This is a genomic window from Pseudoxanthomonas mexicana (genome assembly GCF_046736355.1).
Lineage (GTDB): Bacteria > Pseudomonadota > Gammaproteobacteria > Xanthomonadales > Xanthomonadaceae > Pseudoxanthomonas_A > Pseudoxanthomonas_A mexicana_B.
This window is the reverse complement of record NZ_CP157201.1, coordinates 152,835-174,956: the sequence shown is the minus strand read 5'-3', so window position 1 is coordinate 174,956 and position 22,122 is coordinate 152,835. Positions and strand designations below refer to the sequence as shown.

Annotated in this window: 15 protein-coding genes; 7 read left to right on the top strand and 8 right to left on the bottom strand. The window is 72.5% G+C overall.

Annotation, left to right across the window (positions count from 1 at the left end):
• Positions 1-186 precede the first annotated feature (186 nt).
• The 4 genes from AAG688_RS00730 to folE all read right to left on the bottom strand — a co-directional run bounded on the left by AAG688_RS00730 (position 187) and on the right by folE (position 3,548).
• Entirely contained in the window at positions 187-1,074 is an 888-nt protein-coding gene (locus AAG688_RS00730) for a D-hexose-6-phosphate mutarotase (protein WP_411833459.1), read from the bottom strand.
• Positions 1,071-2,378, bottom strand: coding sequence for a lytic murein transglycosylase (locus AAG688_RS00725; RefSeq protein WP_411833458.1), 1,308 nt, complete (start codon positions 2,376-2,378; stop codon positions 1,071-1,073). The genes AAG688_RS00730 and AAG688_RS00725 overlap by 4 nt, the downstream gene beginning before the upstream one ends.
• Before the next feature lie 80 nt (positions 2,379-2,458).
• The gene (locus AAG688_RS00720) at positions 2,459-2,857 is read right to left on the bottom strand and encodes a YchJ family protein (protein WP_411833457.1); all 399 of its coding nucleotides are present in this window, start codon (positions 2,855-2,857) and stop codon (positions 2,459-2,461) included.
• Between the two features lie 88 nt (positions 2,858-2,945).
• A complete protein-coding gene (gene folE, locus AAG688_RS00715) occupies positions 2,946-3,548 on the bottom strand; it encodes a GTP cyclohydrolase I FolE (protein ID WP_411833456.1) in 603 nt (200 codons plus the stop codon).
• A gap of 149 nt (positions 3,549-3,697) precedes the next feature.
• On the opposite strand from folE, the gene AAG688_RS00710 reads away from it, so the two are divergent.
• The gene (locus tag AAG688_RS00710) at positions 3,698-5,560 is read left to right on the top strand and encodes a DUF885 domain-containing protein (protein WP_411833455.1); all 1,863 of its coding nucleotides are present in this window, start codon (positions 3,698-3,700) and stop codon (positions 5,558-5,560) included.
• Between the two features lie 223 nt (positions 5,561-5,783).
• On the opposite strand, the gene AAG688_RS00705 is transcribed toward AAG688_RS00710, so the two are convergent.
• Positions 5,784-6,011 carry a hypothetical protein gene (locus AAG688_RS00705; RefSeq protein ID WP_411833454.1) on the bottom strand — a complete coding sequence of 76 codons (228 nt, stop codon included), beginning with the start codon at positions 6,009-6,011 and terminating at the stop codon, positions 5,784-5,786.
• 431 nt (positions 6,012-6,442) lie between these two features.
• On the opposite strand from AAG688_RS00705, the gene AAG688_RS00700 reads away from it, so the two are divergent.
• From AAG688_RS00700 to AAG688_RS00675, 6 genes are all read left to right on the top strand, one after another.
• Complete coding sequence (locus tag AAG688_RS00700; protein ID WP_411833453.1) at positions 6,443-7,531, top strand: hypothetical protein; 1,089 nt, start codon at positions 6,443-6,445, stop codon at positions 7,529-7,531.
• 20 nt (positions 7,532-7,551) lie between these two features.
• Positions 7,552-8,223 (top strand): hypothetical protein, encoded by a 672-nt coding sequence (locus AAG688_RS00695; protein WP_411833452.1) that lies wholly within the window; start codon positions 7,552-7,554, stop codon positions 8,221-8,223.
• Between the two features lie 16 nt (positions 8,224-8,239).
• Positions 8,240-10,711, top strand: a complete 2,472-nt coding sequence (lnt, locus tag AAG688_RS00690) for an apolipoprotein N-acyltransferase (protein ID WP_411833451.1) — start codon at positions 8,240-8,242, stop codon at positions 10,709-10,711.
• Positions 10,712-10,979: 268 nt separating this feature from the next.
• Positions 10,980-11,492, top strand: coding sequence for a DUF2975 domain-containing protein (locus tag AAG688_RS00685; protein WP_411833450.1), 513 nt, complete (start codon positions 10,980-10,982; stop codon positions 11,490-11,492).
• A gap of 1 nt (position 11,493) precedes the next feature.
• The gene (locus AAG688_RS00680) at positions 11,494-11,715 is read left to right on the top strand and encodes a helix-turn-helix domain-containing protein (protein WP_411833449.1); all 222 of its coding nucleotides are present in this window, start codon (positions 11,494-11,496) and stop codon (positions 11,713-11,715) included.
• A gap of 59 nt (positions 11,716-11,774) precedes the next feature.
• The gene (locus AAG688_RS00675) at positions 11,775-12,773 is read left to right on the top strand and encodes an alpha/beta hydrolase family protein (protein WP_411833448.1); all 999 of its coding nucleotides are present in this window, start codon (positions 11,775-11,777) and stop codon (positions 12,771-12,773) included.
• A gap of 289 nt (positions 12,774-13,062) precedes the next feature.
• Here the strand turns inward: AAG688_RS00675 and recD are convergent, their stop codons facing one another.
• The 3 genes from recD to recC are packed head-to-tail and all read right to left on the bottom strand — an operon-like array spanning position 13,063 to position 22,084.
• On the bottom strand, positions 13,063-15,006 hold the full coding sequence (gene recD, locus AAG688_RS00670; RefSeq protein WP_411833447.1) for an exodeoxyribonuclease V subunit alpha: 1,944 nt from the start codon (positions 15,004-15,006) through the stop codon (positions 13,063-13,065).
• A complete protein-coding gene (locus AAG688_RS00665; RefSeq protein WP_411833446.1) occupies positions 15,003-18,719 on the bottom strand; it encodes a UvrD-helicase domain-containing protein in 3,717 nt (1,238 codons plus the stop codon). Before AAG688_RS00665 ends, recD begins: the two co-directional genes overlap by 4 nt.
• A complete protein-coding gene (gene recC / locus AAG688_RS00660) occupies positions 18,716-22,084 on the bottom strand; it encodes an exodeoxyribonuclease V subunit gamma (RefSeq protein WP_411833445.1) in 3,369 nt (1,122 codons plus the stop codon). The genes AAG688_RS00665 and recC overlap by 4 nt, the downstream gene beginning before the upstream one ends.
• Positions 22,085-22,122: the final 38 nt, after the last annotated feature.

Here is a 22,122-nt window from a genome sequence, read left to right as displayed (position 1 = left end):
TTTCCCCGGATGAGCGTGCATCGAGCACGCGCAAAGCGCCCTCCTCCGCCCTTCGGGCACCTTCTCCCGCAAGCGGGAGAAGGAATCCGCGGACAGCCAGGCAACCCATCCCACACCGCAATCCGGATACTCCTTTTGTGGGAGCGACGTCAGTCGCGAGGTGGCTTTCCCGATAGCTGTCGCGACTTACGTCGCTCCCACGGCGGTTATCCGTGACACTTCTTCCACCAGGATCCGTTGCGACAACGCATGCCGCGCCCCGGGCGCCAGCGTTACCGCATCGGCGCCGGCGTTGGCGGCCTCGACGCAGACGAACTGCCGCCAGCCATCGGCGGGCACGTCGGCCGGCGCGCCGGCCGCGCCGGGATTCCAGACCACCAGCGAGGCGCTGCCGCGGGTCTCGATGTGCAGGCGCCGCCGGTTGGCCGGATCGGACAGCACGTAGCGGCCGAGCGCATCGACATAGACGCGATCGCAGCGGCCGGGATCGCGTGGATCGTCCAGCGTCCAATCGCCGGCCTGGAGATGCTCGCCGCCGTCGAGCTTGTCGGCGTAGCGCAGTCCGTCCACGCCGGCCAGCGACGCCTGCATCGCATCGCCGACATGGAAGTAACTGTGCAGCGCCTGGCTGAAGGCGAGCGTCGCATCGCCGGTGTTGACCGTGGTCAGGGTCTGCTCCAGCACGTGCCCCAGCCGCAGCGTCTGCGCCAGCATCAGGCCGTCGCCGGGGCGCTGCGGCAGCGCCAGCGTGATGCGGACGACGCCGTCGGCCTCGCGTGCGGCATCGACCAGGTGCCAGCGCGACAGCCGCGCGTGGCCGTGCTGCGGCGCGTCCGCGGATTGGCCCTGGCGGCCGAAATACGGCCAGCACACCGGCACGCCGCCGCGCAGCGCGCCAGGCGGGCGCGTGGTGGCCGGCGACAGCCACAGCACGTCCTGCCCGCCTTCGGGCACGAACGACAGCAGCTGGCCGCCATGCAGGCTGATCGCCGCGCGGCACAGCGGCGTGTGCACGCACAGCGCCGGCAGGCCGGCGTGGTGGTCCATGCGCACGCCGGGCAGCAGCGGCATCATGGTCGCGCTTCCTCGATGCGTGCCGGCACCGGCACCGGCGGCGCGGGCGAAGCCGCCGGCAGCGCGATCGGCGCGGCGGCCTCGGCCTGCAGCGTGCGCAGGATCTTCGCGCCGGCGCGGCCGTCGGCCGGTTGCAGGCCCAGGCGCAACTGCTCGGCCTGGATCGCGCGGCGGGTCAGCGTGCCGATCATGCCGTCGGCGCTGCCGATGGCGTGGCCGCGCGCCAGCAGCAGCGCCTGCAGTTCGCGCCGCTGCGGGCGGCCCAGCCCGGGGTCGTCGGTCGGCCAGGCGGCGATCAACCCGCCGCCGCCACGCAGGCGATCGGCCAGCAGCGCGATCGCCAGTGCATAGCTCTCGGCGGCGTTGTAGGCATAGATCGCGTCGTAGTTGCGGAACACCAGGAACGCCGGCCCCTCGCGCCCGGTCGGCAGCAGCAGCGCGGCCGGAGTGTCGGCCGGCAGCTCGATGGCCGCGCCGTCCATGCGCGCCACGCCCAGCGCGCGCCACGCCGACAGCGGCTGCCGGCGCGTGCGCCCGGCCAGCGCGGCGTCGAGATCCGCCGGCACGCGCACCTCGTAGCCCCACGGTTGGCCGCTGCGCCAGCCGGCGCGCTGGAGGTAATGGGCCGTGGACGCCAGCGCGTCGGGAATGCTGGCGACCAGATCGCGGCGGCCATCGCCGTCGCCATCGACCGCGATGCGCGCATAGGTGGACGGCATGAACTGGGTATGCCCGAACGCGCCGGCCCAGGATCCGGCCAGGCCCTCGCCGCGCAGGTCGCCGTCCTGCAGCAGCCGCAGCAGCGCGAACAGTTCGCCGCGGAAGAACGGCTGGCGGCGGCCCTGGCACGACAGCGTGGCCAGCGACGCCAGCAACGGCCTGTTGCCGAACACGCGGCCGTAGTCGCTTTCCACGCCCCACACGGCGATCACCGTCGCGGCATCGACGCCGTAGTCGGCCGCCACCCGCACGAGCAGATCCCGGTGCTGCGCGAGCATGGCCTGGCCATCGGCCACGCGCTGATCGTCGACCAGCGCGGCCAGGTAGTCCCACAGCGGGGTGGTGAATTCCGGCTGCGCATCCAGCAGCGCCAGCACGCCGGGATCGGGCCGCAGGTCGCCGGTGTGCTGCGCGAACGTCTCGCCGGTGATGCCCTGCGCGGCGGCCTGCTCCCGCAAGGCGGCCAGGCAGGTGATGAAGGCAGCATCGGGCGCGGCGACCGGCGCCGGTGCGGCGGAAGGCACGGGTATCGGCGGCGCGGCCGCCTGCGTGGCGAGCGCCGCGGCGAGCAGCAGGGAGTTCATCGTCGGCCGTCCTGACCGGTGGGGGTGCGGCTACTTTGCCGGTTCGCATCGCCGTTGGCGACCGCCGGCGATCCTGCGCTTCATGTTCGTGCCCGCGGCATGAAGCCATCGACGTAGAACCAGCGGCCGTCCTCGCGCACGAAGCGGCTGCGCTCGTGCAGGCGCACCGCGCGGCCGCCGCCGACGCGGTAGCGGGCGACGAACTCCACTTCGGCGCCATCACCCTCGCCGCGATGCCATTTCACCTGCAATCCCAGCCAGGTCGGGCGTGCGCCATCGGCCTCGCCGAGCGGATCCCCGGGACAAGTGTCCGGATGCCAGGTCGCGCGCAGGTAACCGGCGTCGCGCAGCACGAAGGCGCAGTAGCGCGAGCGCATCAGCGCCTCGGCGTCGGGCGCGGGCCAGGCGTGCCAGCGGCCGCAGCAGTCCGGATAGCGGCGCGCCGAGCCGCAGGGGCAGTCGGCATTCGTGCTGGTCATTCGTTCCCCCTTTGTGGGAGCGACGTCAGTCGCGACAGGCCATCGGTAAAGCCCCGTCGCGACTGACGTCGCTCCCACCAGACGGCGCTCAGCGGCGGCCGCTGCCTTCGATGAAGCGCAGGAACTCGGCGCGGGTGCGCGCGTCCTCGCGGAACTCGCCGAGCATCTTCGAGGTGACCATGCTGACCCCGCGCTTGTGCACGCCGCGGGTGGTCATGCACTCGTGCGCGCCTTCGACCACCACCGCCACGCCGCGCGGCTGCAACACGTCCTGGATGGTCTGGGCGATCTGCGCGGTCATCTTCTCCTGCACCTGGAAGCGGCGCGCGTAGGCATCGACCACCCGCGCCAGCTTGCTGATGCCCACGACCTTGCCGTCGGGCAGGTAGCCGACGTGGACCTTGCCGATGATCGGCGCCATGTGGTGCTCGCAATGGCTTTCGTACTCGATGTCGCGCAGCACGATCATCTCGTCGTAGCCGGCCACCTCCTCGAAGGTGCGCGCCAGGTACTCGCGCGGGTCGTCGCGGTAGCCGCTGAACCAGTCGGCATAGGCCTCGGCCACGCGCTTGGGCGTGTCGAGCAGGCCTTCGCGCGCGGGGTCTTCGCCCGCCCAGCGCAGCAGCGTGCGCACGGCCTCCTCGGCCTGGGACTGGGTCACGGGAGCGTTGGACTTGTCTTGATCGGTCATGGCGCCGGCACCACGGGGGGGCGAGCATCGTACCCGACCGGCCCGGGCATCGCCTCCACCGGTGGCCGGGGCATGACGATCCTCATGGGTCGACGTGGTGGCCAGGCCGCAGAATGGGCTTCGCTTCCCGACTCCCCGGAGATCCGTCCATGCGTCCCGTCGTCGCCTGCAGCACCCTCGCACTCGCGCTCGCCCTGGCACTCGCGGCCTGCTCGCCTTCTCCTTCCGCCACCGATTCGCCCGCCGCGACCGCGCAGGTGACGCAGGAGGAATCGGCGCGCCTGAACGCCTGGTTCGAGGATCAGTACGAGCAACTGCTGCAGTTCAGCCCGATCCAGCTGACCTTCCTCGGCCGCAAGGAACTCAACGACCAGCTCGACGACATGTCCGAGGCCGGCATCCGCAAGCGGATCGACTGGCTGCAGGCCTCGGTCAGGGAGATGGAGTCCACCTTCGACTACGCCAGGCTGGATCCGGAAGCGCAGCTGTCCTGGGACCTGTGGAAGCGCCAGTACGAGAGCGCCCGCGACGGCCTGCCGTTCCTCGGCAACGGCTATCCGTTCGACCAGATGAACGGTATGCAGAACGCGGCGCCGACCTACCTGATCAACTTCCACAAGGTGGACGACGAGCAGGACTACCTGGCCTACGTCTCGCGCTTGCAGAAGCTGGCGATGCTGTTCGACCAACTGCTCGAGCGCGCCCGCGCCTCGGCCGGGCAGGGCATCCGCCCGCCGAAGTTCGCCTACGAGGGCGTGATCGACCAGTCGCGCAAGGTGATCGGCGGCGCGCCGTTCGATGCCGGCCAGGACAGCGCGCTGTGGGCCGACGCCCAGGCCAAGGCCGACGCGCTGGCCGAGAAGGGAACCATCACCGCCGAGCGCGCCGCCGAACTGAAGCAACAGGCCCGCGCCGCGCTGCTGGAGCACGTCGCTCCGGCCTACCGGCGCGTCATCGCCTTCGCCGAGGAGGAGCTGCCCAAGGCCGCCGACAACGCCGCCGGCGTCGGCAGCACCCACGCCAACGGCGCGGCCTACTACGCCTACCAGCTGCGCGAGAACACCTCCACCGCGATGACCGCCGGGGAGATCCACCAGCTCGGCCTGTCCGAGGTCGTGCGCCTGCGCGGCGAGATGGAGGCGCTGATGCAGCGCGTGCAGTTCCAGGGCGATCTGCAGGCGTTCTTCAGGTTCCTCGACAGCGACCCGCGCTTCCGCTTCCCGGACACCGACGCCGGCCGCCAGGCCTACATCGACGAGGCCACCGCCGCCATCGACAACATCAAGCAGCAGCTGCCGCAGTACTTCGGCCTGCTGCCCAAGGCCGACCTGGTGGTCAAGCGGGTGGAGCCGTTCCGCGAGCAGGACGGCGCCGCCCAGCACTACTACCCCGGCACCCCGGACGGATCGCGCGCCGGCGTCTACTACGCGCACCTGTCGGACATGAAGGCGATGCCGAAGACCGAACTGGAGGTCATCGCCTACCACGAGGGCCTGCCCGGCCACCACATGCAGATCTCGATCGCGCAGGAACTGACCGGCGTGCCGACCTTCCGCACCCAGCAGTTCGACACCGCCTACACCGAGGGCTGGGCGCTGTATTCCGAATGGCTGGCGAGGGAGATGCCCGGCACCTACCAGGATCCGTATTCCGAATACGGCCGCCTGATGTCGGACATGTGGCGCGCGATCCGGCTGGTGGTGGACACCGGCCTGCACGCGCAGGGCTGGACCGAGCAGCAGGCCTTCGACTACTTCCGCGCCAACAGCTCGGTGCCGGACGCGGCCATCCGCTCCGAGGTGCGCCGCTACCTGGTCAACCCCGGCCAGGCGACCGCGTACAAGATCGGCATGATCAGGATCCAGCAACTGAGGAAGAAGGCCGAGACCGCGCTCGGCGAAGGATTCGACATCCGCGGCTTCCACGACGCCGTGCTCGGCGGCGGCGCGATGCCGCTGGACCTGCTGGAGCGGCGCGTGGATCGCTGGATCGCGGAGAAGAAGGCCGGCTGATCCGCAGCGCATCCGCTTCGATGGCCCTTTGCTGCCCGTGGGAGCGACGTCAGTCGCGACGGACATGCGCATGACCTGTCGCGGCTGACGCCGCTCCCACAACCGATCAGGCATGCGTCGGTTGCCGTCTCGTGCGGATCCGGACTTCAGGCTGTGCCGCCGCTGCACCAATGTGCGCGGCATTGCTTTCGCGTGGTGGCAGTGGCGGAAGGCCGGGCAAGGTTCAGCCGGCGGTGGCACGGTCAGGCGCCGGACCGCCGCCGAGCAAGCGCGCCGGCAGCATCAGCAGCGCATGCAGGAAGGCGAACAGCGCCGAGAAGGTGATGCCGACCAGGCGGAACGGCAGCGACAGCAGCCACACCAGCGGCCATAGCACCAAGGCCAACAACGCCAGCGGCCAGCACAGCACCAGCAGCACGCACCAGGCCAGCAGGGCGATGAGCGTCTTCATCTTGGGGACACCTCGTTAACGGCGATCGGGACGGTCTGCAGGGTGCGGCGCGTCGGGCGCGGCGGCAAGCCGCATGCGACCGGATGCCATCGGGGCCGACAGGACCCCTGGACAGGCGACGAAGCGTGGTGCCATCGAACGCGCGCTCCATCGGATCGCGTTGTCCGCAAAGCCCAAGCCCTGCGGTAGCGTCCCGCTGCGATCGCATCGGGCCTGTCACCCATGATCCTTCCCGCCCCCCGCTTCTCGGCCCTGCTCCCCCCTGCTGCAGCGCAGAATGCGCAGCCTTGGCCCATACGCTAGCGTCCGGTCCGCGATGCCCCCCTCGGACGGCCGGCGGTGCCGGCGCCCCGTCGCGATGTCGAAGTTCGTTTTCCGTCGTAACGCCCGTGGCAGCCGCCGCGGGCGCACACCCGTCGAAGGGGAAAAGGATGAAGACCCGGTTACGCACCCTGGCCCGTCGGGGCCTGCCCGTCGTCGCACTGCTGGCGCTTTCCGCACCCGCGCTGGCCAACACCCTCAACCAGAACGTGTCCTGGACCATCGACCGCGCCGGCACCAGCGCCAAGTACCGCGTGGTCGCCTACGGCGATTCCATCTACGCCGGCTACAACGGCTCGATCAGCAACGCGGCGCGCTACTCGGCGCCGACGGTCGACGGCGAATACCTGTCCGCGCGCTGGAACGCCGACATCGAAACCATCCGCCGCACCAAGTCCGGCGCGGTCGCCAAGGACGTCTACGACAACAAGATCGTCGCCGAGCGCTCGTACATGCAGGCCGCGTCCACCCGCGTGGTCACCTTCGAGATGTGCGGCAACGACGGCCTGCAGGCGCGTTCGGCGTTCAAGTCGCAGTCCGGCACCTGCAACTACGGCGGGCTCGACGCGGCGGTGAACACCTGCAAGACCTACGTCGCCCGGGCGATGGACTACATCAACGCCAACGCGCACCCCAACACCCGCCTCAAGGTCATCTCCAACGTCTACTACCCGGGCTACGCCGCCGACAACGTGCAGAGTTCCTGCCGCGATTCGGCGACCGGGCAGACGGTGAACCTGCGCGACCGCTTCCTGCCGGCGCTGGCGAAGATGAACTACTGGATGTGCGAATACGCGCGGCAGAAGGGCTTCCAGTGCGCCGACAGCTTCGCCCAGTACATGGGCGCCGACCACGACAGCAACGGCGACGGCCGCATCGATTCGGACGCCTTGCGCTACGTGGCCGGCGAAACCGAGGCGGCCTACGTGCAGCGCGTCACCGTGACCCTGCGCGGCACCCTGCGCGACGCCAACACCAAGTTCGTCAGTGCCTCCAACTCGTACGACTACATCCAGTCCGACGACGTGCACCCGACCTACACCGGCGGCACGGTCAGCGCCGGCATCTGGGGCGGCAGCACCGGCAGCGGCGCGCCGCGCTATGCCAGCTTCACCAACGGCCGCAGCCCGATCTGGAACCAGTTCGGCCACGAGCGCATGGGCTGGGCGCTGTCGGTCTACAACCCGGCCTCGCCGTGAGCCGGGGCTAGCCGCAACGCATGGCCGCATCCCGTCCCCCGCGCGAAAGCACGCCGCCGGCCGCCGATGCCGACGGCGTGCGCGTGGTGCCGGTGCCGCGGCCGGCCCGGCGCGCGGCGCGCTGGGCCGTGGCAGCGGCCGTCGTCGGCATCGTCGGCGTGGCCGTGTGGTCGCTGCGCGCGCCGCCGTCCACGGTGGCGGCCGGCGCTAGTGGCGGCGACGCAGCGGCGCCGGCGGCGCTTCCGGCCGCCGCGCCGCCACCCGGTGCGTCCCTTGCGCTGGCGCGGCCGCGACCCGGCGGCGGGACACGGCCGGCGCCCGGCGCCGACCGCAACGATCTGGCCGCGTATTTCCGCCCCGGCGATCCTGAACCGACCGGCGCCGAGCTGATCCAGGCGCTGCACGAGACCGGCATCCGCACCGGCATCGGCGCGTTCAATCCGCCCGGGACCAGCCCGCCGCTGATCGGACTCGTCGTGCCCGACGGCTTCGTGCTGCCGGAAGGCTACGTGCGCCACCACCAGGTGACCGACGGCGGCGAACCGATCGCGCCGATCCTGATGTTCGCGCCCGGCTTCAGGCTGCTCGACGCGCAGGGACGGCCGGTCGCGATGCCGGAAGATCGCGTGGTGACGCCCGAACTCGCGCCGCCGGGGTTGCCGCTGCGCCGTGTCCGCATTCCCGGGCCGTGATGTCGCGGTCCGCCTCTTGTCCGCCTTGATGCGGCCGTTCCTGCACGGCCCCGGCGCGCGTCATGCCGCCGGCATCGCCGCCGCCGCCATGCTGCTCGCCGTCTATGCGCGCGTCCCGCAGGCGTGGGCGCTGGGCTTCGTCGTGCTGGTGCCGTGGCTGTGCGCGCTCGACGGCCCGCGCACGGCCAGGGGCGCGCTGCTGTCGGGCGTGCTGATGGCATGCGCGTTCGTCGCCGCGGTGTTCGCCTGGTTCGGCGCGGCGATCGGCGCCTACATCGGCATCGGCGCGCTGCCGGCGACGGCGCTGCTGATCGCGCTGGCGCCGCTGCTGCAGCCGCAGCTGATCGCCTATGCGCTGGTGCGGCAGCTGGCCGGCCGCCGCCACGGCCGCGCACTGGGCGCGCTGGCGGCCGCGTCGGCGTGGGTCGCCTGCGAGGTGTTCGCGCCGAAAATGCTCGGCGACACGCTCGGCCACGGCCTGCATGGATCGGCGACGCTGCGCCAGCTGGCCGACGTCGGCGGCGCGGCCGGGCTGACCTTCGCGCTGCTGCTGGTCAACGAGGCGATCGCCGGCGCGGTCGCGCATCGCCGCGCCGGCATGCGCCGCTGGCTGAAGCCGCTGGCCGCCGCCGGCGCCATCGTCGTGCTGATGGCCGGCTACGGTCTTGCAAGGCTGTCGGCGTTGCAGGCGCGGCCGGCCCCGGACACGCCGCCGCTGCGCATCGCGATGATCCAGGCCAGCATCACCGACTACGAACGCCTGCGCCGCGAGATGGGCGCCTACGCGGTGGTGCGCCACGTGCTCGACACGCACTACGCGCTGTCGTGGTCGGCGCTGCGCGACCACGGCGCCGACGCGCTGCTGTGGTCGGAAACCGTGTACCCGACCACCTTCGGCCAGCCGCGCAGCGAGGACGGCGCGCTGCTCGACGCCGAGATCCAGGCCTTCGTGCAGACCGCCGGCGTACCGCTGGTGTTCGGCAGCTACGACCGCGACGACGCCGGCGAGTACAACGCCGCGATGTTCCTCGAACCTGATCGCGGCCTGCTCGGCGTCTACCGCAAGACCCATCCGTTCCCGCTGACCGAACACGTGCCACGCTGGCTCGACGGCCCGCGACTGCGGCGCTGGCTGCCGTGGACCGGCGGCTGGCGGCCGGGCGACGGCGCGCGCGTGCTGCCGCTGCGCAGCCGCGACGGGCGCGAGGTCGACGTGGTGCCGCTGATCTGCCTGGATGACGTGCGCCCGCAACTGGCGATCGACGGCGCGCGGCTTGGCGCGCAGGCGATCGTCGGCATGTCGAACGATTCCTGGTTCACCGGCCATCCCATCGGCGCGCGCCTGCACCTGACCGTGGCCGCGTTCCGCAGCATCGAGACGCGGCTGCCGCAGGTGCGCGTCACCACCAACGGACTGTCGGCGATCATCGACGACTCCGGCGCCGTGCAGGCGCAGACCGCGATGGGCGACCAGGCCGTGCTGACCGCGCATGTGCATGCGCAGGCGCCGCCACCGACGCTGATGGTGCGCTGGGGTGATTGGGTCGGCCGCGCCGGCGCGGGATTCCTGCTCGTGCTGGCCGCGGCAGCGGGTTGGCGCGCGCTGCAGGCGCGCCACGCGCGAACGGCTGCAGAATCGCAGGCGCTTGACATCGTCTTGCTCACGCCATCCGCGCGTGTCCTCGTCGCCGCATTACGCCTGTGCGCGGCGGCCGGACTCGCCTGGCTCGCGCTCGACATGCTGCTGCGCACCGGCCTGCAGGTGGGTTCGCTGGCGCAGCTGCGGATCTTCGGCGCCACCGTCGTCGCGCCGCTCGTGCTCGCCGGCGGCATCGCCTGGACGTTCGCCGCCAGGGCGTCCGTCGGAGGCGACGCGCTGGTGCTGGCGCAGCGCCGGCGCCGGATCGAGATCCCGCTGGCGTCGATCGCCGCGTTGCGGCCGTGGCGGCTGCCGCTGCCGCAGGCGGGCTACGACCTCCTGCTGGCCTCCGGCCGCCGCTGGACGCATGGCCTGGCCGTATCGCCGCCGCAGGCGCTGCAACGCATGCTGGCCGCGGCCGGCGCAACCGCACGTATCGAGGACGGCGCAGGCGCATTGGCGGGGTTCGCCGAAGCGCGCGGCGCGGCCCGGCATCGACGCCTGGATCATCCGCTGCTGAAGTTCGGCCTGTTCCCGCTGCTGCCGGCGCTGATCGCGTTCCGCCTGCACCAGATCATCGCCTTCGGCGGTCCGTTCGGCGAATGGCAGACCTACGGCGTCGCCGCCTGGTTCACCGGCCTGCTGATCTGGTGGGCCTCGTGGTCGCTCGGGCTGATGCTGTTCGCCGCGGCGCTGCGGATCCTCATCGAGGCCGGCGGCGCGCTCACGTCGGCGCTGCGACCCGCCACCACTCCGGCGGCGCGCAACGCGCTGGAATGGATCGGGCGCGTCGCCTACTACCTCGGCATGCCGGCCTGGCTCGCCTGGCGGTTGCTCGCCGGCAATTGACGCCAGGGGCGAGTCCCCAACGGGCGCAAGCCTCGTGCCTGACCATGGCTCTCAACGTATCCGCTTCCGGCCAGAAGCTGACAACGGCCAACCTCACTTCTGACACCCGCACTTCAGCACTTTCTTAGCCAGGCGCCACCATGGGCCGGCCGACAGCCTGCGAAAGGATGGCGAGTGGCCCCCTTGCGTTGAGGGTATGACTTCCTGCATATTTATTGATATACGATATGTGACGTATCGTTTAACAACATCCCGTCTGGAGTTACCCATGAGCCGTATGCCCGCCCGAGCGCTTGCCATCGCCCGTCCCATCATCCTGGGGCTGACCATCCTCAACCTGCTGTACGCCGCCTCCATCATCTGCCTGTTCTGCGCCAGTTTCTTCATCGAAGGCTGGCCCTCGAAGCCGCTCGGGTTCGACCTCGCCACGATGCACCCGCAGGCATCGCTGGGCCTGCGCGCGATCATGGTCATCGGCGTCGTGGGCGCTGCGATCGTTCACACCGTCTTGCGACGCCTGCTGGCGATCGTCGACAGCGTGCGCGGCGGCGACGCGTTCATCCTCTCCAATGCGCAGCGACTGAACGCGATCGCCTGGAGCGTGCTGGCGATAGAGCTGCTGCGGTTGGCGGTGCTGGCGATCTCCGGCGCAGCATCGATCCCGGGGCGGATGGACGGGCTCTCGCCAACGCCATGGCTGGCGATGCTGCTGCTGTTCGTGCTGTCCGGCGTGTTTGCGCATGGCGCGCGCATGCGAACCGACCTGGAAGGAACGGTCTGACATGGCCATCGTCGTCCGGCTCGACGAACTCCTGCACGCGCGCCGCATGACCCTCACCGAGCTTGCCGCGCGCGTCGACATCACCCTGGCAAACCTGTCGATCCTGAAGACGGGGAAGGCGAAGGCCATCCGCTTCTCGACCCTTGAGGCGATCTGCATGGCGCTGGATTGCCAGCCCGGCGACCTGCTCGCCCACGATCCCGCGCTCGCCGCAGAGGATTGACCTCGCACGGCTCCACGCGCTCGCCCGCGTTCTTTCCATTTTCCTTCGAGACCACACGCATGCTTCGCACGCTGCTCGCCGCGCTCGCGGTGACGTTCGCCCTTGCCTTGCCCGCCATCGCCGGCAAGCCCGCCACGGCCCCAGCCGCCTTCCTCTCGCAGACCGATTGCTTCGAGGCCACTCCGGACTACACGAGCTGGCTGGCCTCGATCCCCCAACGCATCGAAGACAGGCCGCTCTCCAGGGCACTGGTGGAATCCCTGGTACCCGCCAAGGCATTCGCGTTCGCCCGCTCCGCGTTCGACTGCCGCATCGTCACGTATGCCAGCGGCGAACAAACCGTTTCCGGCTACGTCGTCCGCCCTAAAGCGAGCGCAACGGCCCGCGAGCTGCCCTTGCTGGTCTACAACCGCGGCGGCAACGGAACCTACGGCAGGCTCGACTCGCTGCAGGTGTTCCTGAAACTGCTGCCTTTGGCGAAGGCCGGCTATGTGGTGGTCGCCAGCCAGTATCGCGACTCGGACGAATTCGGCGGCAAGGACGTCGACGACGTCATGCGCCTAATCGACCTGTCGCTGGCGATGCCCGGCGTCGATGACGGTCGCATCTTCCTGCTCGGCCAGAGCCGCGGTGCGATGATGAGCTATATGGTCGCGCGCCAACGCGGCGACGTCACCGCTATGGCCACGATCGGAGGAGTCTCCGATCTGCTGGCGGGACTCGCATGGCGTCCGGAGATGGAGCGCGTCTATCGCGCCCGCATCCCCGGCTATGACAGCAACAAGCAGGCGGCGCTAGGCACGCGATCGGCACTTCGCTGGGCGGAACAACTGCCCGCCGACATGCCCGTGCTGCTGTTGCATGGCGAGGCCGATGATCGCGTCAATGTCGAGGATGCCCGCGCGATGGCGGATCGCCTGCGGCAGCTCGAGCGTCCGTACAAGCTGATCGTCTATCCAGGCGATGACCATGGCCTGCGGCAGAACTGGCGCGCCGCACGCACCGAGATCCTGGACTGGTTCAAGAATGCAGGACCTCTCAGGAAGGGGGCGAAGTGAGCCAATCTCTCCGTCTTGGTCGACGGCCTAACCTAGGTGGCGAAGTCCGACCCTGATCGATAGCAGGCATCCTATCCAAGAAGTCCGCTTCCGGCAGAAGCAGACATTAAGCCGGCTGCGCAGGCGTCGCGGCGAGCTCCCGGATCGACGCCCGGCGCTGTCTTTCAGGCTTGGAATCACATACACCAGCGCCCGCTTGCCCAGTGCTCACGAACAGTGCCAGGCTTGAACGCCTGGGAAACCTCGCGAGATCGCATGTGCAAGTCGTCAACGCGCACCCAATCAGGCATCACTCCCGTAGCCGCTCTCCCAATCCCGACCAGCGGCTCGCGTGGCGCGCCAGCGCTTCGGCAAGCACATCGGCGCTTGCCGCGACGTGCAATGCGCTGCGCGCGCGGGTCATGCCGGTGTAGACCAGTTCGCGCGACAGCGCGCGGTTGAAGCGCTCGGGCAGGATCAGCCAGACGCTGTCGAACTCCGATCCCTGCGCCTTGTGCACGGTCATGGCGAAGGCGCTTTCGTGCGCGGGCAGGGCGGCGGGATGGAACGGGCGCGGATGCTGCGGGTCGTCGCCGGGGAACCAGGCCGCGAGCGCGCCGCTGCCGTCGCGCAGGCATACGCCGATGTCGCCGTTGAACAGGCGGTGGCGGTAGCTGTTTTCGGTGACCAGCAGCAGACGGCCGTGAAAGTGGTCCGACCCGGCACCCCGGCGCGGTCCGCCGGCCAGCCCGCCTTCGGCCAGCAGGGTCTCGATGCGCGCGTTGAGGTTGCGCGCGCCCTGCGGGCCTTCGCGCACGGCGGTGAGCAGGCGCAGGCGGCCGGCGAGCGCGAGCGCCTGCGCCGGGGCGTCGGCATCGGCCAGCGCGCGCCAGTGGGCGAGGAACGCGTCGCGGTGCGCCAGCAGCGGATCGGCGAGATCCTCGTGGAAATGCACGCCGTCCAGCATGCCGCCGCGTAGCAGCGCCAGCGCGCCCTGCGCATCGCCGGCGCGCACGGCGGCGGCCAGCGGCGCCAGCTGCAGCGCCGCGCTCTGGCGGTAGCCGCGCCGCAGGTGGACGTGGCGGCCGGGGAAGGCAGGGTTGCCCGCGTCCGTCGGCGAGCCGGAAGTCGCTGGATTCCCGCCTTCGCGGGAGGAATCGCCCAGCAGCGGGCGCAGGATGTCGGCATCGTCGTGTACCAGGCGGGCGCCGTCGCCGGCCGCGCGCAGGATGCTGCTGAGCACGTCGCCGGCCTCGACCGACGGCAGCTGGTCGGGATCGCCCAGCAGCACCAGCCGCGCGCCGTCGGCCACCGCCTCGACCAGCTTGGCCATCAGCGGCAGGTCGATCATCGAGGCCTCGTCCACCACCACCACGTCGAACGGCAGCGGGTTGTCGGCGTGGTGGCGGAAGCGCGGCGAGTCGGGGATGACGCCGAGCAGCCGGTGCAGGGTGGTGCCGGCGGTGGGCAGTTGCGCGGCGAGCGCGGCGTCGATGCCGAGCGCGGGCAGCGCCTGCGCGGCGTTGCGCAGGCTCTCGGCCATGCGTTCGGCGGCGCGGCCGGTGGGCGCGGCCAGGGCGATGCGTGGCGCGGGCCGGCCCGCGTGCGCGGCCTGCGCGGCGAGCAGCACCAGCAGCCGCGCGATGGTGGTGGTCTTGCCGGTGCCGGGGCCGCCGGTGACCAGCAGCAGCGCGTGGCGCAGGGCGAGGGCGGCGGCGCGGGCTTGCAGATCCTCGGTTGGGAGCGGAACGGCGCCCTCTTCCGCCCCTTGCGGGACGGTGGCGTGCGGGGGTGAGGATGCGGGGAACAGTTCGTGGAACAGCGGGGCGAGCGCGGCCAGGTCGCCGGGGTCGGGCGCGTGCGCGCCGATGCGCCGGAGGCCGAGTGCGAGCCGGCGTTCGTATTCGCGGTAGCGGCGGAGGTAGAGCAGGCCGTGTTCGAGCACCAGCGGGGCGTCGGCGACGGCTTCGGCATCGGCGGCCGCGGGCTGCGCAACCCAGCGCGAGGCGGCGAGCGTGGCCAGCCAGGCCTCGGGCGCGGGCCAGTCGAGGTTGGCGTCGATCCATTGCGCCGGCTGCGCGGGATCGAAGCCGGCATGACCGTCGGCGACCGCGCGCGAGGCCAGTGCGGCCGCGGCGAGCACCGCATCGGGCGTGTCCGGATCGAGCCGGCGCAGGCTCTGCGCGAAGGCGTGGTCGAGGGTGCGCAGGGCGCCGGCGGCGGTGAGCGCGCGGAGCAGCGGGGAGGCATTCATCGGATGTTGGCTCCATCAGGCGCTGGAGCAACGGCGCCCCCACCCCGACCCTCCCCCGCAAGCGGGGGAGGGAGCTGTTGGCCGGCGAAGAGAGCGTCGAGCGCGTGCACAAGGTCCGATTCGAAACGCCAGGCCTGCACGCCGGGCGCGTCGGCGCGCGCGGCGTCCAGGCCGCGGCAGAACAGGTAGCGCACGCCGCCGAAGTCGCGCGCGTAGTCATACGCGCCGCCGAGGCGGAAGCGCAGCCAGCGGTGCAGCGCCAGCGTGTAGATCAGCGCCTGCAGGTCGTACTCGCTGTGCGCCATCGCCTCGTCGAGCCGTGCGGCGTCGTAGCCGGGCAGGCGGTTGGATTTGTAGTCAAGCACGTACCAGCGGCCGTCGTGGTGGTAGGTCAGATCGATCAGGCCGGTCATCAGGCCTTCCAGCCGGCGCCGCGCGCCGAAGCCGCGGCGGCCGCGCAGCAGGCCGTGGCGGTGCAGCAGCGCCAGCAGCGCATCGACCGCCGTCGGCGCCAGCGCGAACTGGAATTCGATCTCGGGCCGCCGCGCGTCGGCCGGCAGATCCGCCAGGCGCAGGCCTTCCGGCAGCGCGACGGTCAGTGTCTGCCCGATCAGCGGCGTCAGCAGGGCGACGCCGTCGTCGATGTCGCCGGCTGGATAACCGCCGGCGCGCAGCCTGTCCTCGATCAACGCGCGTTCGGCGGCGGGCACCGGCGCGGCGGGCGTCCACGCGCGCCACTGCGTGAAGTCGCTGCGCTCTAGCACGTCGTGCAGCACCACGCCGAAGCGGCTGCCGGCGAAACGCGGATCGAAGGCGTCGGTCCCGGGCGCGGCTTCGGCCTCCGCCGCGACGGGTTCGTCCCGGCCGCCGGGCGCCGGCTGGGTCGATGCGCTCGACGCGTCGCCGCCGGCCTCGGCATGGGCGAGCTGGGTGAAGCTGTAGACCCACCAGTCGTGCGGCAGCGCGCGGGTGGCCACGCGCGCCGGCGGCGCCGCGCCCTCGTCCTGCGCCGGCAGCCACGGCAGTGCCTCCGGCGGTTCGCCGCCGTCGATGGCGACGGCATCGCCGAGCACGGCGGCGAGCGCCTCGGGCTGCGCCACCATCGCCGCCAGCGGCGAACTGGCGTATTCGTGGAACAGGCGGCCGGCGAGCCACAGCGCATGCCGCGCGCGGGTCAGGCCGACGTAGAGCAGGCGCGCGTCCTCGGCGCGCTGCGCGTCGGCGGCCTTGCCGGCGGCCGTCTCCCAGCCCGAGGCCTCGGCCAGCAGCTTCCAGTGCAGCACGCGGCCCTCGCCATCGTGCACGACGACGCGCTGGCCGGCGGGCCGCGGCCTTGCGCCGATGCCGGCGAACGGCAGGAACACCAGCGGATACTCCAGGCCCTTGCTCTTGTGCAGGGTGACGATCTGCACGCGGTGGGCGTCGGATTCCAGCCGCAGCAACTGGGTGTCGTCGTTGGCCGCGGCCGCCGGGTCGGCCAGCGCCTGCGCGATCGCCTGCGCCAGCCCGTCGACCAGGCCGTTCAGGCCGGGCGCGCGTGCATGCGCCTGCTGCAGCAGTTCGGCCAGTTGCAGGTAGTTGGTCAGGCGGCGCTCGCCATCGAGCAGGCCGAGCAGGCGGCCGGCGTGCTGTGCGCAGAGATCGTTGATCAGCGCGAGCGGGCCGGCGTGCTGCAGGCGCTCGCGCCAGCCGAGCGCGGCCACCTGCCACCGGCGCAGGGCCTCGCCGTCGGCGTCGAGCGCGGCAATGTGCGCCGCGTCCTCGCCGATCAGCACCGTCGCCAGCGCCGTGCGCAGGCGGCCGTCGTCGGCGCCGTGCAGCAGGGCGAGCAACAGCGCATGCACCTCGCGCGCCTCGCCCGTCGCGTACAGGCTCTGCCTGCCGGCGGCGACCGCGGGGATGCCGGCGGCGGCCAGCGCCTGGCGGATGCGCGTCGCCTCCTGGTGCGTGCGCACCAGCACGGCGATGTCGCCGGACTGCACCGGGCGGCCCTCGATCGACGCCCTGCCCTGGCGCGCATCGCACAGCAGGCGGTGGATGGCGGCCACGCAGGCCCGCGCGGCCAGATCGCGCGAACGCGGCGCGCTGTACGGCTTCGGCGCGCCCGTTTTCGGATCCGGCGGCGGCAGCGGCGCGCGCCACAGCGTCAGCGCCGGCGCCGGGCGGCCATCGCGCAGGTAGTCGTCGTCGCGGCGCACGCCGCCGGGCTGCACTTCGCGGAAGGCGATGCGCGGATCCACGAACGGCGCGGCGCCGGCGGCGGTGGCCTGCGCGTACAGCGCCGAAATCGCGCGCAGCACCGCCGGGCGCGAGCGGAAGTTCAGCGACAGCGCCGGCGCTTCCTCGGCGGTGGCCCTGGCAGCGAGGTAGGTCTCGACGTCGCCGCCGCGGAAGCCGTAGATCGCCTGCTTCGGATCGCCGATCACGAACAGCGCCGGATCGGCGCTGCCGCGGCCGAACACGCGGTCGAAGATCCGCCACTGCCGCGGATCGGTGTCCTGGAACTCGTCGACCAGCGCGACCCGGTGCTGCTTGCGCAGCGCGGCGGCCAGCGCAGCGGCGCGCGCGCGCGCGGCGGGCTCCCCGCCTTGGTCGTCGAGCGCGTCGGCGACGCCGTCGATCAGGTCGTCGTAGGTCTGCACGCGGCGCTGGCGCTTGTGCCGCGCCAGCCGCGCGCGCGCGTCCTCGCGCAGCGCATGCAGCAGGCGCACGCGGCGCGCGTCCTGCCACGCGGCAAGCGCGGTCAATGCATCGAGATAGTCCGGCAAGACGTCGCAGACTGGCGACTGCGGCGTGCGGCCGGCGCTGGCCTTGCTGGTCCGCAGCAGCAGGGTGTCGCGGCCGAGGTTGGGCAGCTTGTCGTGCTCGAACGGAACCCCGGGTTCGGCGCGGTCGCACCAGGTCTCCAGCGCGGCGAACAGCGCGTTGATCCATTCGGCGCGATAGCTGTTGCCGTTGAGCACCTTGCCCTCGACCGCCGCCAGCAGCGATGCGCGGAAGTCGTCGCCGTGCGCGCGCAGCGCGGCCATCAAGGCCTCGCCGGCGGCGCGCAGCCGCGGCGCCGGATCGTCCGGCAGTCCGGCCAGCGCTGGCCGCAGCGCGCGTTCGCGCACCAGCGGCGACAGGTCGCCGGCGAGCTTCGGCGGTCCGCCCTTCCACAGCGCGAGCAGGTCGTCGGCGGCCTCGGCTGCGCTGCCGTGCGCGCGCCACAGGTCGGCGGCGACCTCGGCGCGCAGGTCGGCGTCGCTGGCCAGCAGTTCCGGCGCGTCGAAGCCCTGCCCGGCTTCCAGCGCATGCTCGCGCAGCACCCGCGCGCAGAAGCCGTGGATGGTGAAGATCGCGGCCAGGTCGATGCCTTCGGCGGCATCGCGCAGGCGCCGCTGCAGCACGGCGGCGCTCTCGCTGCCGCGCGCGAGGTGCGCCTCGATCGTCGCCCGGGTCAGCGCCCGATCCGCGTCCTCGTCGTCCACGCCCGGGGTATCAACCAGTGATGCGGCCAGCAGCAGCCGCTCGCGGATCCGCTTGCGCAGTTCCTGCGTCGCCGCGTCGGTGAAGGTCACCGCCAGGATCTCGCCGATGCGCAGGCCGCGCTCGACCACCAGCCGCACCACCAGCGTGGCCAGCGTGAAGGTCTTGCCGGTGCCGGCGGAAGCCTCGATCGCGCGGATGCCGTCCAGCGGCAGCGCCAGGTAGGGATCGGCGGCGGCGGTCATGGCGCGGCCTCCGCGTCGAAGTCGGATTCGAAGGCGCCGATCGCCTCGGCATCGACGCCGGCATGCACCACGCCGCGGGTCACCGCCAGGAACACCGACAGCGCGGTGTCGGCGAACTGCAGGCGGGTGTCGCCATCGCTGAACGGATCGCGGCCGCGCAGCGCGACGCGCAGCGCCTCGCTTTCGCCTTCGGCGAAACCCTGCGCGGAGCCGCGCCATTTCGACTCGGCCGCCTTCAGCCCCTGCTCGTAATCGGCGGCGTCGAAGAACGCCCAGCTGCTGTACGGGGCGAACGGCAGCGGCTCGCGCAGGCCGTAGGCGCGCAGTACCCGCAGGTGCGCGAGCGCGGCGCGCGCCTGCTGCGGATCCAGCGCCGCGCGCAGGTGCGGGCCCACGCCGTCGCGGCCGGCGTCGTGGAACTGCACCAGCGGCAGCGCCAGGCCGGCGGCGCTGGCCAGCAGCCAGTCGATGCCGTCGCGGATCGCCGAGGCGCCGTTCGGCTTGCCGAAGCGCAGCCGCGCCAGCCCGTGCGGATACGCCTCGGCGAGGCGTCCATGCAGCACGGTGCCGTCGATGTCCACCTCGGCCTGCAACGCACCGGCGAGGGCATCGCCGCGCCAGGCCAGGAACGCCCGCGCATAGGCATCGACCTCGGCGCGCACCGCCGACAGCGCGCGCCGGCCCAGCGGACCGGACGGCAGCAGCCCGCGCGCGCGCAGTGCCGCATGGGCGGCCGCGTCGCTGTCGCCGCGCAGCGCCGCGGCGAACACCGCCTGCTGCAGCGCATGCTTCTCCAGCCCGGCGGCCGGCGCGAGCAGCGGCTCGATGTCGTCGCCGGCGCGCTCGACCTCGGCCAGCCGCAGCCCGAGCTTCTGCTGCAGGAACGCCTGCGCCGGCGCGGCGAGGAAGCGCTTCAGCGCGTCCACCGGCAACCGCGCTTCCGGCTCGCCCATCGGCATGGCCATCGTCGCCCCGTCGAACCAGCGCGGCAGCGGGCCGCGCCGGCGCGCGCCGGCGGCGGCCTTCCACCAGGACTGCCGGTACGAGAACCGCCGCGGCTCGTCGCCGGCGCCGAACGCGGCCGGCGCGAACGGCTGCAGCGGGTGGTGCACGACCAGCGCCCGCGCCGCGTCGGCCGCGGGCGCGTGCTGCGCGGCGGCGACCGCCAGCAGGTCGGACACCAGCGGCGAGGGTTCGCGCGCGCTGCCGTCGCGCGGGTCGGCGCCCTGGTAGCTGAGGTAGAACACGTCCTGCGCGGCGGCGAACAGTTGCAGGAACAGGAAGCGATCGTCGTCGCGGGTGGAGCGGTCGCCGGGTCGGCGGCGCGCACCGCCGAGTTCGGCGGTCAGGCGGTTGAGGCCGGCGGCCGGATCGCGGCGCGGGAAATCGCCGTCGTCCATGCCGAGCAGGCAGATGACCCGGAACGGCAGCAGCCGCATCGGCACCATGCGGCCGATGCTGACGCCGCCGGTCAGCAGCGGCGCGCGGGTGTCGGCCTCGCCCAGCGCGGCGGCGAAATGCGCGCGCACCGCCTCGGCCGGCACCGCCGCCTCGAAGCCGGCGCGGCGCGCATCGGCGGCGAAGGCGTCGACGAGGCCGCGCAGGCGATCCAGCGCGCGCTGCGCCGAAGCCTGCGCGGGCATGCGCGGCAGCAGTGCGTCGAGCAGGCCGAGCAGGCGTTCGCGCCAGGCCTCCGGCGGCATCGCCTCGCCCAGCAGCACCGCGTGCCGCGCCAGCACGCGCAGCAGCCGGATCAGCGTGTCGAGGGCGTCGAGCGCGCTGCCTTCCAGCTCCGGCATCGGCGCGACCGACGATGCCGCGCCTTCGATCAGCGCGTCGCTGCCGCTGGCATGGCCGAGCAGCAGGCGATCCAGCGCGAACTGCCAGGTGTAGGCGTCGTCGGCCGGCGCCTCCAGCCGCGCGCGGTGGGTGGCGTCCAGCCCCCAGCGCGCGCCGGCCGCCGCCAGCCACGCCTGCAGGCGCGCGAACGCGGCCGCGTCCAGATCCGCGGCCTCGGCCAGCGGCGGGCTCGCCAGCAGGTCCAGCGTCTCGCCCAGCCCGAAGCGCGACACCGGCAGCGCCAGCAGGCGCAGGAACACCTCGGCCAGCGGTTCGCCGGCCAGCGGGCTGGCGTCGGCCAGCGCGTAGGGAATCGCATCGTCCTGGCCATGCCCGCCGAACACCGCGTCCAGGTACGGGATGTAGGGATCGATGTCCGGCGCCAGCACCGCCACTTCGCGCGGCTGCAGCGGCGGGTCGAAGCGCGGATCGTCGAACAGCGCGCGCAGCTGGTCGTGCAGCACCTGCAGTTCGCGCAGGCGGGTATGGCAGGCGTGCACCTGCAGGCTGGGATCGCCGCGATCGATCGCTTCGCGCGGCGGCGCGCCGGGGCTGGCGCGGCGATGGAACAGGTCGGCCTGCAGGCGTTGCAGCAGGCCGTCGCGCCAGGCGTCGGCGCGCGCGGCCGGGTCGGCGTGGGCCGGGATCTCGCCGCTGGGATGGACCACTTCGTAGCCGCCGAGCACCGCCATGAAGTCGCGGCCAGCCGCGCCCCAGGCACGCAGCAGCGGATTCTCCGCCGCGTCCTCCACGGCGGCGCCGGCGCGCGCGCGCTGCAGGTCGCCCCAGTAGTCCTTCGCCGGCGACGGCACGTAGAAATGCAGCGTGCCCGCGCGCGCCTGCGTGGCCAGCACGCGCAGCACGTCGGGCGAGACGTTGAGGGTGGCGAAGGCGAACAGCCGCGCCGGCAGCCCGGCCGGCGGCGGCGCGCCGGGCGCCTCGAAACGGTCGAGGTAGTGCTGGATGCGGCGGGCGCGGTGCCGGCGGCCGCGCGCCACGCGGCGCCACAGCAGCGCCTGCGGATCGTCCGGGTCGGCGCCGGCCTCCCAGCGCAGCAGCCAGTCGCGGCGCCAGGCCTGGTATTTCTCGAACACCGCGGCCAGTTCCCCGGCCAGCGCCCACGGCCGCAGCGGATCCGGGCCGGCCACGTGCGCGGCCAGCGCCGCCAGCGCGGGCTGCGCCATCCAGCCTTCGTCGGTCAGCGCCGCGTACAGGTGCCAGCGCAGCGCGGCGTCGTCGAGTTCGTCGCCGGCCGCCGGCGGCGCCTGCCCGGGATCGGGATTGGCCTGCAGCGCGCGCGCGACGAACTCGCCCGGGGTCAGGAATTCCAGGTTGGCGGCCACGCCGTGGCGCGCGGCCAGCGTGGCCTGCAGCCAGCGGCGCATCGCCACCTGCGGGATCAGCACTGTGTCCGGCGCCAGCAGCGGCTGTCCCGGCGCGGGCTCGCGCAGCGCCTCGGCCAGCAGGCCGGCCAAGATTTCCAGCGAGTTGGAGTGGTACAGGCGGAAGTCGGCGGCGACGGTCATCCCCGCCGATCTTGCACGGTTCGGTCGCACAGCACGAG